The organism is Castellaniella sp. WN, from assembly GCF_054457555.1.
The window spans coordinates 72,407-86,816 of the sequence record NZ_JBTKZC010000001.1; the positions used below are offsets into that span (position 1 = coordinate 72,407).

Annotated in this window: 10 protein-coding genes and 1 pseudogene; 2 read left to right on the forward strand and 9 right to left on the reverse strand. The window is 66.1% G+C overall.

Going from position 1 to position 14,410, the window contains the following annotated elements:
* The first annotated feature begins 35 nt into the window (after window positions 1–35).
* Together ACTPOE_RS00340 and ACTPOE_RS00345 are read left to right on the forward strand one after the other, a co-directional pair.
* The gene (locus ACTPOE_RS00340) at window positions 36–1,382 is read left to right on the forward strand and encodes a tryptophan--tRNA ligase (RefSeq protein WP_458870121.1); all 1,347 of its coding nucleotides are present in this window, start codon (window positions 36–38) and stop codon (window positions 1,380–1,382) included.
* Between the two features lie 259 nt (window positions 1,383–1,641).
* Window positions 1,642–1,854, forward strand: a complete 213-nt coding sequence (locus ACTPOE_RS00345; RefSeq protein ID WP_458870123.1) for a hypothetical protein — start codon at window positions 1,642–1,644, stop codon at window positions 1,852–1,854.
* A gap of 202 nt (window positions 1,855–2,056) precedes the next feature.
* On the opposite strand, the gene ACTPOE_RS00350 is transcribed toward ACTPOE_RS00345, so the two are convergent.
* From ACTPOE_RS00350 to ACTPOE_RS00390, 9 genes and pseudogenes are all read right to left on the reverse strand, one after another.
* Window positions 2,057–2,896 carry an ABC transporter permease gene (locus ACTPOE_RS00350; RefSeq protein WP_458870125.1) on the reverse strand — a complete coding sequence of 280 codons (840 nt, stop codon included), beginning with the start codon at window positions 2,894–2,896 and terminating at the stop codon, window positions 2,057–2,059.
* 26 nt (window positions 2,897–2,922) lie between these two features.
* Window positions 2,923–4,158, reverse strand: coding sequence for an ABC transporter permease (locus tag ACTPOE_RS00355; protein WP_458870127.1), 1,236 nt, complete (start codon window positions 4,156–4,158; stop codon window positions 2,923–2,925).
* A gap of 56 nt (window positions 4,159–4,214) precedes the next feature.
* Window positions 4,215–5,258 (reverse strand): ABC transporter substrate-binding protein, encoded by a 1,044-nt coding sequence (locus ACTPOE_RS00360; protein WP_458870129.1) that lies wholly within the window; start codon window positions 5,256–5,258, stop codon window positions 4,215–4,217.
* 30 nt (window positions 5,259–5,288) lie between these two features.
* Window positions 5,289–6,380 carry an ABC transporter ATP-binding protein gene (locus tag ACTPOE_RS00365; protein WP_458870131.1) on the reverse strand — a complete coding sequence of 364 codons (1,092 nt, stop codon included), beginning with the start codon at window positions 6,378–6,380 and terminating at the stop codon, window positions 5,289–5,291.
* 49 nt (window positions 6,381–6,429) lie between these two features.
* Window positions 6,430–7,692, reverse strand: coding sequence for a 4-aminobutyrate--2-oxoglutarate transaminase (gene gabT, locus ACTPOE_RS00370; RefSeq protein ID WP_458870133.1), 1,263 nt, complete (start codon window positions 7,690–7,692; stop codon window positions 6,430–6,432).
* A 491-nt stretch (window positions 7,693–8,183) separates the two neighbouring features.
* Window positions 8,184–9,131: an AraC-like ligand-binding domain-containing protein gene (locus ACTPOE_RS00375; RefSeq protein WP_458870135.1), complete on the reverse strand. Its 948-nt coding sequence runs from the start codon at window positions 9,129–9,131 to the stop codon at window positions 8,184–8,186.
* A 27-nt stretch (window positions 9,132–9,158) separates the two neighbouring features.
* Window positions 9,159–10,504: pseudogene (locus ACTPOE_RS00380) on the reverse strand (purine-cytosine permease family protein).
* A 62-nt stretch (window positions 10,505–10,566) separates the two neighbouring features.
* The gene (gene capA / locus ACTPOE_RS00385) at window positions 10,567–12,651 is read right to left on the reverse strand and encodes a caprolactamase subunit alpha (RefSeq protein ID WP_458870137.1); all 2,085 of its coding nucleotides are present in this window, start codon (window positions 12,649–12,651) and stop codon (window positions 10,567–10,569) included.
* Window positions 12,652–12,687: 36 nt separating this feature from the next.
* Complete coding sequence (locus tag ACTPOE_RS00390) at window positions 12,688–14,310, reverse strand: hydantoinase B/oxoprolinase family protein (protein WP_458870139.1); 1,623 nt, start codon at window positions 14,308–14,310, stop codon at window positions 12,688–12,690.
* Window positions 14,311–14,410 lie beyond the last annotated feature (100 nt).

Here is a 14,410-nt window from a genome sequence, read left to right on the forward strand (position 1 = left end):
CCTCGGCGATGTCCGGCAAATCCCCTGGAAACCCCATGAGCACACCCGTCACCCGCGTCCTGACCGGCATTACCACGTCCGGCACTCCCCACCTGGGCAATTACGCCGGCGCCATCCGCCCGGCGATTCAGGCCAGCGCCGAGCCGGGCGTGGACGCCTTCTTCTTCCTGGCCGACTACCATGCGCTGATCAAGTGCGACGATCCCGCGCGCATCGCGCGCTCGCGGCTGGAGATCGCAGCGACCTGGGTCGCGGCCGGCCTGGACACCGACCGCACGACCTTTTACCGCCAGTCGGACATTCCGGAGATCCCGGAACTGTGCTGGATGCTGAATTGCGTCACGGCCAAGGGCCTGATGAACCGCGCGCATGCCTACAAGGCCTCGGTGGACGCCAACGTCGCCAAGGGTGTCGAGCCCGACGACGGCGTCACCATGGGGTTGTTCTCCTATCCGGTGCTGATGGCCGCCGACATCCTGATGTTCAACGCCCACCGTGTGCCGGTGGGACGAGACCAGATCCAGCATCTGGAGATGGCGCGCGACATCGCCCAGCGCTTCAACCACCTGTACGGCCGTGGCGAGGACCTGTTCGTGCTGCCGGAAGTCCAGATCGATGAGGCCGTCGCCACGCTGCCGGGCCTGGACGGGCGCAAGATGTCCAAGAGCTATGACAACACCATCCCTCTGTTCGAGGGCGGGGCGAAGGCGTTGAAATCGGCCGCGGCGCGGATCGTCACTGATTCTCGGCTGCCCGGCGAGCCCAAGGATGCCGAGGGCTCGCACCTGTATACGCTGTACCAGGCTTTCGCCACGCCTTCGCTGTCGGCGGAGTTCCGCGCCGCCCTGGAAGGCGGCCTGAGCTGGGGCGAGGCCAAGCAGGCGCTGTGCGAGCGGATCGAGGTCCAGATCGGCCCGATGCGCGAGCGCTACGCGGATCTGATGGCTCATCCTGAGCGGATCGAAGACATCCTGCAGGCTGGCGCGGTCAAGGCCCGGCGCATCGCCACCCCCATGATGGCCCGCCTGCGCGAGGCCGTGGGCCTGCGCATGGCCGCCGGGACGGGTGCCGGCGTGTCGCGCGCGGCCGGGGCGGCCGGCGTCGCGCGCTCCGGCCGCGCGAGGATCGTGTCCTTCCGGGACGAGGACGGCCATTTCCGTCAGCGCCTGTTCGGCGCCGACGGCGCCGAGTTGCTGTTGTCCGAGCCTTTCGGCGATCCCAAGGTCCTGAACGGTCTGGGCCGTTCCTTCGCCGGCCGCGACCTGTCGGGCCTGGCCGCCGCGGTCGACGGCCTGGTTGATCTGGAGGCCGACGGCCTGTGCTGGGCACGCGTCCCGGCCGACCGCCTGGAGGCGATCCGGAAAGCCCTGGCGCAGGTCTGAGCGCGGTTTCCCTGTACAAGGACAGGGGCGTCGACCAGGACGGGCGCAACGAATCGGTGCGGCCGGCCATTCAGGGCGGGGTGGATGACGACTTCGACAGCGGCTTCCACATTTCTATCCTGGCGAGGGTTCGCGCAATTCGGGCGAGGTCTATGCGGGCCTGAAATACCGGCGCCTCGGATTCAAGGTCTATCGCGGCGTGCGCGAGAACGTCAACACGAACGACATATATTACCGGTTGAACTATGCCCATCCGCTGATGGACAGGCTGGATATGACGCTGGGCGCGGGATACCAGCCCTACGACGCGTTCAGCCTGCGCAACAAGTTCGACTACAGCGTCGGCCTGGATTACGCCCTGGGCAAGAACCTGACGCTTTCGGGCTCGGTCGCGGGAGCCAGCCGCCGCCACGACGTGGCCGACGGGTCGCGTGACGCGCGCCTCATCGTGGGAGCCGGCGCCCGCTTCTAGTGTCCTGTCCGGCTAATTCCGATCCTTACCTTCGGCGCCCGGGCTGGCCATGCTGCGTTGCTTGTCCACCTCACCGCGGCTTGCGCCTTGCCTGACAAGCCCATGTATCCGAATTCAAGTGACCAAACTCACCAGACAGGACACTAGGGCGTGCGGCCGGGATCCGGACGGGGCGGGCGGCGTGGGCCGCCACCCGGGCCGCTCAGCCGTCCAGCCGCACGGTCTTGGCCTCGACGCGCCCGCGCAGCCATTCCAGGGCCAGCAGCAGCGCCGTCGAGAACAGGATCAGGATGGTCGCCACGGCGGCGATGACCGGGCTGATGTTCTCGCGGATGCCGGTGAACATCTGGCGCGGCAGGGTGGTCTGCTCGGGGCCCGCCAGGAACAGCGTGATGACGATTTCGTCGAAGGCGGTGGCGAAGGCGAACAGGGCGCCCGCGATGACGCCGGGCGCGATGATGGGCAGGGTCACGCGGAAGAAGGTCAGGACGGGGCCGGCGCCCAGGCTGTAGCTGGCGCGCAGCAGGTTGGGGTCGAAGCCCTGCAGCGTCGCCGACACGGTGGTGACCACGAAGGGCGCGCCGATCGCGGCCAGGGCCAGGATCAGGCCGGCATAGCTGTTGGCCAGGCCGTAGGGGGCGAAGAACAGATAGATGCCCAGGCCCGTGACCACGAGCGGCACGATCATCGGCGAGATCAGTACGGCCATCAGCAGCCCTTTGCCGTGGAATTCGACCCGGTGCAGGCCCGCCGCGGCCAGTGTGCCCAGGATAGTGGCCAGCAGGGTGGCGGCGGGGGCGACGATGAAGCTGTTGGCCGTCGCCCGGGCCCATTCGTCCGAATGGAACAGAGTCTCGTACCAGCGTAGCGAGAACGATTCGATCGGATAGAGCAGCATGGAGCTCTGGTTGAACGACAGAGGCACGATCACCAGGATCGGCAGCAGCAGGAACACCAGGATCAGCGCGCACAGGATGCGCAGCGTGTAGTGCCAGGTGCGTTCGCCCAGGGACAGGTAGGGCGGGAATTCGGTCTTGAACATGGTCGTCCTCTCAGGGCCTGTCTTCGCTAGTTCAGGGCCAGTTCCTTGCCGGAGATCCGGCGGTACAGGGCGTAGAGCAGCAGGGTGGCCGCCAGCAGGATCAGGCCGAGCGCGCTGGCCATGCCCCAGTTGATGGTCTGGTTGGTGAAGTACGCGACGTAGTAGCTGATCATCTGGTCGCCGGCGCCGCCCAGCAGGGCCGGCGTGATGTAGTAGCCGATGGCGATGATGAACACCAGCAGCGACCCGGCCGCGGCTCCGGGATAGGTCTGCGGCACGTACACGCGCCAGAAGGCGGCGAAAGGATGGCTGCCCAGGGAAATGGCGGCGCGCTGGTAGCTGGGCGGCACGGACTGCATGACGCTGTACAGGGGCAGCACCATGAAGGGCAGCAGGATGTGGACCATGGCGATATAGACGCCCAGGCGGTTGAACAGCAGGGGCAGGGGCTCGGAAATCAGGCCCAGGCCCCCCAGGGCGCCGTTGATCAGGCCCTCGCGCTGCAGCAGCACCACCCAGGCGGCGATGCGCACCAGCACGGAAGTCCAGAAGGGGATCAGGATGCAGATCAGCACCAGGTTGGCGCGCCGCTTGGGCAGGCGCGTGATCCAGTAGGCCAGTGGGTAGCCCAGCGCGAGGGTGATCAGGGTGACCACCAGGCTGATGACGAAGGTGCGCGAGAAGATTTCCTGGAAGGCCGAGGTGCCGGGGGGCGCGGCCACCACGCGGCCGTCGGCATCGAGCTTCAGGTCCAGCGAGGCCAGCAGGTAGTAGGGGGTCCAGGAGCGATCATTGCTGGCGATGACACCCCAGTAGGCGGGTTCGGCCCAGCGTTTGTCCAGGGCGGTGAGCTGCGCGCGGGCGTCGGCGTCGTCGGCCGCCTCGATCGGCACGCGTCGCAGGGTCTTGAAGAGCAGCGAGCGGTAGCCGGCGATTTCGTAGTTCAGGCGCCGGGCGAGTTCGCCCGCGGCGGGGGAATTCTTGGCCTGCTCCAGGTCTTGCGCCAGCGCCCGGAAGGCCGCGTCGGGCGGCGCGGTGCGGCCGTCCCAGCCGGCCAGCGCGTGCAGGGTGCGGGGCAGGGTGCCGATGACTTCGGGATTGTCGGCCGCCCGGGTCAGCAGGGCGGCGATCGGGATCACGAAGACTGCCAGCAGGAACAGGGCCAGCGGCCCGACCAGCAGGAGGGCGCGCCAGGTCCGGCGCCGCTGCGCGGCTTGCATCGCGCGCCGGATGGCGCCGGGATCGTCGAATGTCGTGTCCATGGCGGGTTTTCTCGGGTGGTCGAAGGGGGCCGGCGTCCGGCCGGCCCCCGGCCGGATCAGCGGGCGGCCCAGGCCGTGAAGCGCTGTTCGAGTTCTTCACCGTGGTCGGTCCAGAACTCCAGGTCGTTGAACAGGGCGTTGCGGGCGTTGGCCGGGGAGTTGGGCACGTTGGCCAGGACGTCTGGCTTGAGCATGCCGATGGCTTCCTTGCTGATCGGCCCGTAGGCGATATGCTGCGAATAGGCCGCCTGCGCCTTGGGCGAGCTGGCGTAGCGGATGAATTCGATCGCCTGATCCTTGTTCGGCGAGCCGACCGGGATGACCCAGTAGTCGAAGTCGTAGACGCTCTGGCTCCAGACGACCTTCAGGGGCCGGCCCTCGCGTTGCGCCGCGTCGATGCGGCCGTTGTAGGCGGCGGACATGACGACGTCGCCGGCCGTCAGCATCTGCGGCGGCTGGGCGCCGGCCTCCCACCACTGGACGTAGGGCTTGATCTCGTCGAGTTTCTTGAAGGCGCGGTCCACGCCTTCGGGAGTCGCCAGGACCTTGTAGACGTCCTGCGGCGGCACGCCGTCGGCCATCAGGGCGAATTCGACGTTGTAGTGCGCGCCCTTGCGCAGGCCGCGCTTGCCGGGGAATTTCTTCACGTCCCAGAAGTCCGCCCAGCCGGTCGGCGGCGTCTTCAGGGTGTCGGCGTTGTAGGCCAGGACGGTGGACCAGACGAAGGTGCCCACGCCGCAGTATTTCAGGGCGCCGCGCACCAGATCGCCCTTGTTCAGGATCGAGCCCCAGTCGATGTTTTCGTACAGGCCTTCGTCGCAGCCCCGGCCCAGGTCGCCGGTCTCGACCTCGACGGCGTCCCAGACGACGTTCTTGGACTGGACCATGGCCTTGACCTTGGCCTGTTCGCCGTTGTAGGCGACGGAAATGACCTTCTTGCCGGTCTCCTTCTCGAAGGGCTGGATGAAGGCGGCGTTCTGGGCGTCGCCATTGGCGCCGCCGAAGTTCACGACCGTCAGGTCACGCGCCTGGGAGGGGGCCTGGGCCAGGGCCAGGGGAACCGCGAGCGCCAGGGCGGTGAGCAGGGGTTGGTTTTTCATGGAATGTCTCCTGTGTTTTGGTGGGGGATGTCAGGGGAGGAAAACGCGGACGTGTCCGGGATCGATCCGCAAGGGGATACGGGTTCCGGGGGCATGCGCCCCGGCGTCCGCGGCCAGGGGCATTTTGACGAAGAAGGTGTCGCCGCCGTCCAGGCGGCAGCGCAGGCGGACGTGGTCGCCGAAGTAGACCTCGTCGACAGCGACGGCGTGGAATGCGTTGGCGCCGCCATCGGCGGCCGGCAGGACGCGCTCCGGACGCATCGCCACGACACAGGGGGCTCCGGCCGCCAGGCCCTGGACGTTGAGTCCGCGCAGCTGTGTGCCGCCGGTCAGGTCGACCAGGCAGAAGTCGCCCTCGACGGCGCGCACGGTGCCGTGGAACTGGTTGCTGTCGCCCACGAAGCCGGCCACGAAGCGGTTGCACGGCGTTTCGTACAGTGTGTCGGCGGCGCAGACCTGCTGGATGACGCCCTGGTTGAACACCGCGATGCGATTGCTCATGGTCAGGGCTTCGCTCTGGTCGTGGGTGACGTAGACGAAGGTGATGCCCAGTTGCCGGTGCAGCGCCTTGAGCTCGAGCTGCATGTGTTCGCGCAACTGCTTGTCCAGCGCCCCCAGCGGCTCGTCCATGAGGACGATCTTGGGCTGGAAGACCAGGGCGCGCGCCAGGGCGATGCGCTGCTGCTGGCCGCCCGAGAGCTGGGCGGGGTAGCGCTTGGCGAAGTCCTGCATCTGTACCATGGACAGGGCCTCGTGGATGCGCTCCGCGCGCTGCGCGGCGGGCATCTTGCGGACTTTCAGGGGGTATTCCAGGTTGCGCTCGACCGTCATGTGGGGGAACAGCGCGTAGTTCTGGAACACCATGCCCAGGTTGCGGTGATGGGGCGGGACATCGTTCAGGCGGCGTCCTTCCAGGAGGATGTCGCCCCGGGTCGGAGACTCGAAGCCGGCGAGCATCATCAGGCAGGTGGTCTTGCCGGACCCCGAAGGGCCGAGCAGGGACAGGAACTCGCCGGGGCGGATGTCGAGATTGAGGTCCCGGACGACCAGGTGACTGCCATCGTAGGATTTCTGGACGCCCTGGAATCGGACCAGGGGTTCGGGAGTGGGGACTGCGGACATCGAGGGCAACCTCCGGATGCGGATGGACGGGATGCGGCCGGGGCGAACCCTAGGCGGCCATGGCTTCCTGGAGGATAGCCAGACCTTCTTCCAGCAGGCCATCGGGGATTGTCAGGGGGAAGAGGAACCGGATGACCTGGCCGTAGGCGCCGCAGGTGAGCAGGACCAGTCCGCGTTCCAGGGCGCGGCGCTGGATGCGGGCGGCGGTGTCGGGATCGGGCCGGCCGTCGGGATGGCGGAACTCGGCGGCGACCATGGCGCCCAGGCCGCGGATTTCAGCCATGCGCGGGTGCGCGAAGCCGGCCAGCGCCTGGCGCAGTCTTTGGCCCAGGGCATCGGCGCGCGCGATCAGGCGTTCCTCGTCGATCACGTCCAGCACGGCCAGGGCGGCGGCGATGGCCAGCGGATTGCCCGCGTAGGTGCCGCCCAGCGAACCGCGCGGCGCGGCGTCCATCAGTTCGGCCCGGCCGCAGACGCCGGACAGCGGCATGCCGCCCGCCAGGCTCTTGGCCATGGTGATCAGGTCGGGCGTCACGCCCGAGTGCTCGATGGCGAACATCCGGCCCGTGCGGGCGAAGCCGGTCTGGACCTCGTCGGCGATGAGCAGGATGCCATGGGTGTCGCAGCGCTCGCGCAGCGCCCGCAGGAGTTCCGGCGGGGCGACGTTGAAGCCGCCTTCGCCCTGGATCGGCTCGATCACGATGGCCGCCACGCGTTTCGGACTGATGTCGGCCTTGAACAGCAGGTCCAGAGCCCGGAGGGCGTCCTGCGTGGTGATGCCGTCCAGCGGATTAGGGAAGGGGATATGGTAGACCTCGGCCGGCAGCGGGCCGAAATCCTGCTTGTAGGGGGCGACCTTGCCGGTCAGGGCCATGCCCATGAAGGTGCGGCCGTGGAAGGCGCCGGAAAAAGCCACGACTCCGGTGCGTCCAGTGGCGGCGCGTGCGATCTTGACGGCATTTTCCAGGGCTTCGGCGCCGGTCGTGAAGAAGGCGGTTTTCTTGGGGTGACCGCCGGGCGTCAGGCGGTTGATGCGCTCGGCCAGTTCCACGTAGGAGCCGTAGGGCGCGACCTGGAAGGCGGTATGGGTGAAGGCATCCAGCTGTTCGCGGATCGCCTGGACGAGGCGAGGATGGCGGTGGCCGGTGTTGGCCACGGCGATCCCGGCCGCGAAGTCGATGTAGCGCCGGCCTTCCACGTCCCACAGCTCGGCGTTCAGGGCGCGGCTGGCGTAGAAGTCGCAGGTGATGCCGATGCCATTGGGGATGGCCGCGTTCTTGCGGGCCTGCAATTGCTGGTTCAGTCCGGTCATGATTGTCTCCGCTGGGTAGGGGATGGCCCTGTTTTTTCAGTCAATATACTGTGGTTTTGGTTTGATAAATAGATCCATTTGATTATTATTAATGGAGCCAATCGACGAAGAACATCGATATCGCCCAAGGGCGGAGAGAAATCCACAGCATGACCTATGGACCTGGTATTTTCCCTGATGTCGCTTGGTCTGCGGGGGCCAATCAGCCGGATGACGGACCCTGTTTGCGCGTTGCGGCCCGGCAGGGCCGCATGTGGGTGTCCTGGTTCGACTAGTGTCCTGTCTGGCTAATTCCGATCCTTACCTTCGGCGCCTGGGCTCGCCATGCTGCGAATTTGATACTCGGTGAGCGCAATCTGATCAGCCGGTTCATTGAAGCGCTCCATACGGTTTGCGACTGGCTCGCCCCGTCGCATGTGGCTCGGCCCACCTTGCAAGAGGGCGCAATCCACGATACGGGAGACGGGCCACCTTCGCTTAACGAGCGGCCATTATGTCTGGGAAGGATTGCGCGCTTCGCTGGGCGTCATTCCGAAGCGCGCCTTGAACTGATTGCAGAACTTGGATTGGTCCGTGAAACCCAGTTGATAGGCGATCGTGCCGATCTGGATGCTGGCGGGACGGTAACGCAGCCGCGCGTGGGCTTCCTGCAGGCGCAGTTCGCGGACCCAGTCCGATACGCTGCAGCCGGTTTCGCGGCACAGCATGTGCAGGTAGCGCGTGGACAGGTTGCACGACCGGGCGATCAATTCGGGCTTCAGGCCGGGATTGTCGAGGTGCGTGCGGATGTAGGCTTCCACCCGCTTCAGGTGGGCATTGCGGACCGCCGAATTCTCCGAGTGCAGCACCTTGGGGTTGCGTTCGAGGGTGGAGGCGAGCAGATCGACCGTGTGCACGCCCATCAGCGCCTGCGTCGTTTCGGGCAGATCCCGGCGGTGCTCGATGAGCAGCTTCAGGTAGCTGACGAACAGCGAGCCCGCGCCGTCGCGGGCATCGAACAGGGTGGCGCAATAGTTTCTAGGGTTGCGCAGCCGCGAGCGCAGCAGGTCGCCTGGTACTTTCAGCACCCACATGGCGTTTGCCTTGGGATGCTGGAAGAGGAAGGGTTCGCGGCTGTCTTCCAGGATGAATCCGCCCGGCGGGCACCAAGTGCTGCGCCCCATCTGCTCGAAGTGGATCTCGCTGAGTTCGGGCACGGTGACCAGGAAGCTGTCGTTTTCGCTCGCGCAGTGCTGGCCCAGGCGCTGATAATGCAGCGCCTGGGAGCACAGGCGCGACAGGGACAGACGGCCGATCTCCCAGGAGTCCAGCGTGGCGTCGAACGAGCGGGTTTCCTCGAAGGTGAGCTTCAGGTTGAAGTAGGTGTCGTTGACCGCGGCCTGCCAGTAGCGGGACTTGTCCTGATCGGCAATTCCGCGGGTGGAGTATTGGCTGTGCATACTCATCTCCCAAGGATTCCATCCGCTTCATTCTAGGCTGGACCGGCGGAATCCGGATACGCGGCGCGCGGCGACCGCGTACACGGCCGAGGAGACGAGGAAGGTGACGGGAGCCGAGAACGAAGCCATGCCGGCGTCGTGCATCAGGAACAGGCCGCAGGCCGTGCCCGTGAACCAGGCAAGCAGGCCTCCCGGATTGAGCGCCTGCCGCGCCGGGGAGCCGGCCGCGAGAGCCTGCGCGGCATCGGCGCCGGCCGGGTGCAGCAGGATATGCACCAGGGCGACACCCACCCATGCGACCACGAACACTCCCTGGTAGGCGAGCGCCTGCAGGATGTAGCTGAATACGTCCGCCAGCATGATCACATAGGCCAGCGCACCCACGAAATCGCCCATGCCCAGTGCGGCAGCCGCAGGCGCAGCAGGCGCTCGAAGAAGGCGCGCATGTTGGTGGTGGCCAGGTGAAAATTGGCGGTATTGATCCGCGTCTGCGTCACCCAGGCGAACACCAGCCCGCCGAAGCCCATGAGCCGCACGAGGCTGGTCACCACGCCCGCCTCGCTCGTGGTGCCGAGTGTGGATGCCAGAAAGATGCCGGCCATCCCGCTCAGCAGGAAGGTGACCAGGTAGAAAGGGATGCCGAAGTTGAAATGGGCATGGTAGGACTCGTCCTCCCTGCGGCCGTAGCGCGCATAGTCGAACGTGTACATCATCAATATCCATACGCCCATGTAGTAGGTATAGCAATGCCACCAGCCGTATTCGACCGGCCCGTTTTCGGGCGCCAGGAACAGCCAGTCGTTGCTGTAGCCATGATCCGAGATCGCGAGCAGCACGGCCACGGCCAGCCCCGCCAGATAGATCGGCAGCAGCACGCCGTTGAGTTTGTCGAGCCAGGTTTGGATGCTGCCGAAGATGAGGACGATGCCGTAGACGATGACGATCAGGTAGGCCAGATTCAGGGGCACGGATGGGAAGTAGGCCTGCAGGGCCACGGCCATCACCGAGCTCTCGAACACACCGTAGTACAGTGCGGTGGCAAAGAAGATCAAGGTGGCGAGCGAGGCTCCGAAGTCGCCGAAGAGCACCCGGGAAAAGAGGCCGACCGACAGTCCGGTGCGGATGGCGTAGCGGGCGATGGCGGCGTTGATCGCGCCATAGGTCAGCACTGAGAGCACCATGCCGATGATGGCGTTCAGAGTGCCGAACTGGTGTGCCAGCGATGCGGCGACGACGATGTAGAACATGGCGCTGCACACGCCCCACCAGGCCATGGTCAAGCTCAGCTTGCCCATCCGGGATCGGGCCGGAATCGCTCCGGCGATTTCTTCCGCGGCGGCGGCCTGCGCCCCGCCTTGTACGTGCGTTGTCATTTTGTCTCCTCCTGTTCCGCTGGTTTTATGGTGTGCGGAAGGGCTGTTTCAATGGGGGTGGATCATAGGGCCTGCTGGTCGCGCATGATGTAGGTACCGCTCGCGTCCAGGCGGATGTTCCAGCCTGGATCGACGACGATGGTGGTGGTGGCTTCCTCGATGACGGCCGGGCCGGAGAGCTCGTCGCCCTCGCCCAGCTTGTCGCCGTCGTATACCGGGGTGTCGATGCGCGAGCCGTCTGCGCTGAAGATCATCGGACGGCGCGTGAGCAGCGCCTCGGCCGTCCGGCCGCCCGGCGGGGTGTTCTGCCGCACTTCATGGCCGCTGCGCAGGAGCGCGATGCTCTCGATGTTGACGATCTCCACCTCGCTTTCGGGCTCTGAATAGGTGAACAACTGCTCGTGCATGGCATCGAAGGCGCGGCGGATCTCGCCGATCGTACCGGTGTTCACGGGCAGAGAACCGATGCTGACCGAGCATTCGTGGATCTGGCCCACGTAGCGCATGTCGATGACGCGGCTGAAGGACACGCATTCGCCGTCGATGCCTTCCTCCTTTTCCAGCAGGGCCAGTGCCCGGTCCTGCAGTTCATTGAAGCGGCGCTCGATGCGTTCGAGATCGGCGTGCCCGTCCAGGCGCATCGGGCAGGCGGCCATGAGGTTGTACTTGATGTCGGACAGGATCTGGCCGAAGGCGCACAAGCCCGAGGCGAGCTTGGGGATCAGCACTGTACGGATGCCGATCTCGCGCGCCAACGCGGCGATATGCAGGCTGGTGGCCCCGCCCGCGCCCACCAGCACGAAATCGCGTGGGTCGTGGCCGCGTTCGATGGTCACCCGGCGGATGCCGTCCACCATGTTGTGGTTGACGATACTGTGGATGCCATAGGCGGCTTTTTCCGGCGTAATGCCGAGCGGCTGCGCGATGACCCTGTCGATCGCGTCATGCGCGGCCTGCCGGTCGATCTTCAGGCGGCCGCCCAGGAGGTGTTCAGGGTTCAGGTAGCCCAGCACCACGTTCGAGTCGGTGACCGTGGGCTCGGTGCCTCCGCGGCCGTAGGCTGCCGGCCCGGGGTCGGCGCCGGCGCTGCCCGGGCCGACGTTGAGCACGCCCATGCGGTCGATCCAGGCGATGGAGCCGCCGCCGGCGCCCAGGGTCTCGACCTGCACCATGGGGGTGCCGATGCGGTAGCGCAGGAAGTCGATGTCCTTGCTTACGTTCGTGACGCCGCCGTGCGTGAGCGTCATGTCGAACGAAGTGCCGCCCATGTCGACGGTGATCAGGTTATCGTAGCCGAAGGGCTTGCCGATGTGCAGGGCGGCCTGCGGTGCCGAGGCGGGACCGGAGTTGATGGCGTTGACCGCGCGCGAGGCCATGACTTCGAGCGAGGCCATCCCGCCGTTGGACTGGTAGTAGCGCACCGGGGTCACGGCACCCTGGTTCCGGAAATACTGATCGATGCGCGTCACATAGCGGCGCAGGACCGGCCCGAGGTAGGCATTGGTGACGGTCGTGGACGTGCGTGTGTACTCGCGCATCTGCGGGTAAACCTCGGTGCCGACCGAAACGTAGACGCCGGGCAGCATCGCGCGCACGATTTCCGCTGCGCGCCGTTCGTTGCCGTCGTTCAGCACTGACCACAGGAACGAGATGGCGACCGCTTCCACGCCCTCCCCGCGGAAGAATTCACATGCCTCGCGCACGTCGTCCTCGTTCAGCGGTACGCGTACCGATCCGTCGCTCAGGGTGCGTTCGCGGATGGGACGGCGCAGGTAGCGCTCCACCAGCATCTTCGCCGGAGGGTACTGGCCGTCGTAGCGGTGGCCTTCTTCCTTGTGGCCCAGGCGGATTTCGATGGAATCCTCGTGGCCCGCGGTACAGATCAGGCCAGTCTTGACGCCCTTGTGCTGGATCAGCGCGTTCAGGGCCACCGTCGTGCCGTGCACGCACAGTTCGGTATCGGCCAGGATGGCGGCCACGGGCCGGCCCAGCGCTTCCGAGATCTGACCCAGGCCGTCCGCGATCGCGCGCGTGCCGTCTTCGGGGGTGGACGACGCCTTGAACAAGCGCACGTTGCCGGTCTGGTCCGCCAGGATGAAGTCCGTGAAAGTGCCGCCGGCATCCACGCCCAGTCGATATGTCGTCATGATGTCTTCCTCTGTGTCGTTTCGGGATCGGGCGGTTCAGGAGGCGAGTGCTTCGTGTCGCAGGACCTCGGTGCGCAGCGCACGGGTGCGTTCGTCGTCCAGGACCAGGGTCGCCGGTTCGATGACTACGCCGTATTCGTCGCGCGCGGCTTCGATCGACACCAGGCCGTTGCGCACATCGTGCAGCACGGCGGCGGGGTCGCGCTCCAGCGCCGGTCCCCAGCCGCCGCCGCCGGGGTTGTAGCTGGCGATTCGCTGGCCCTCCTTCAGAGTGAAGATGGCATTCTTCTTCACCGTCCGCACGAGGTCGGCACTGTCGTGGATTTCGATGCGGCCCACCTTGAGTTCGGGACGGGCGCTGGCCGCGCCGCTCGCGCCCAGAGCCGGCTGGAATCGGCCCTCGCCGAAGCTCACCGCCGTCATGGAGTGGCCCAGCGGCTCGACTTCCCACACCGTGCCGCAGCCGCCGCGGTATTTTCCGGCACCGCCGCTGTCGGGGATGAGGCCGTAGCGGTGGATCTGGATTGGATAGGAATGCTCCAGCATTTCGATGTCGCCGGAATAAAGGGCGCCGAAGCAGCACTGCGGGCCGCAGGCGTTCCAGCCGTCCATGTGCGCCGTGGCGCCCGCGCCCGAAATCAATGAGGCGAGCACCATGGTCACGTATTCCTCCTGGTTGCGCCTGTCCATGCCGGCGATGTTCAGGCCGCTCGAATGCCCCCAGGATCCCACGGCCCGCGAAGAGTCCGCCCGCTCCAGGGCGAGACGCACGGCGTCGGCCAGGGTTTCCATGGGCGTGGTGGTGCTGTTCACGTGCGGCGCCGGCTCGGTGGCGTTGCACAGTGTGCCCTCGGGACCCAGATCCACGTGGATGCAGCGGTACAAGCCTTCGTTGTAAGGCGGATCCAGCTGGGCGAACATCATCAGTCCCAGGTAGACGCCGGAAATCGAGTTGCCCGCGTAGGAATTGATGAAGTAGGGGATCTGGGGCGGGCTGGAAATGCGGATGTGGCAGGTGTCGCCCTGGATGTCGATCCGGGCGCCGATGGTCAGGTTGCCGTAGCCGTGGCCGGCATCCTCGAGCACCGCCTCGGCCTTGTAGCTGCCGTCCGGTACTGAATGGATGATGCCGCGCATGTGGCGGTCGGCCATGTCGAGCAACTCGTCGACACAGGCCTGGACGGTTTCGACGCCGTATTTTTCCAGCAGGGCGGTGAGGTTGCGCGCGCCCACGTTCACTGCGCCCAACTGCGCCTTGAGATCGCCTTCCTGGTCACGGCGCGAGCGCATGTTGGTGAGCATGAAGTTGATGACGTCCTCCCTGGGCTTGCCCTTTTCCCAGAGCTTCACGGGCGGGATGCGCAGACCTTCGGCGAAGATTTCCTTGGCGTCCGGGTTGTAGCCGGCCGGCACCGGACCGCCGATGTATGCGGCCACCGCTTTCATGGCGGGGATCAGGCCGCCCAGATGGATGGGGATGTCCTGGCCCTGCAGGATCATTTCAGGCCGATGGTTGAAGAGGGCGTTGCTGTAGTCGTGGGCGACGTTGAAGACGCTGGACCGGGCGGTCTTTTCCAGCGTCATCGTCATTTCGCGCTGGGTGGTCTCCAGCGCCCCCCGGACGACGGCCAGGGTGATGGGATCGAGCTGCTTGGTCATGCTTGTCTCCAGGAAAATCCTTGGCATGCGGGCCGTGCGATTCTTGTTGTCGGGTGCGCGGCTTGATGTACCCGATAGGTTAAAGATTCGGTCCTGGAGA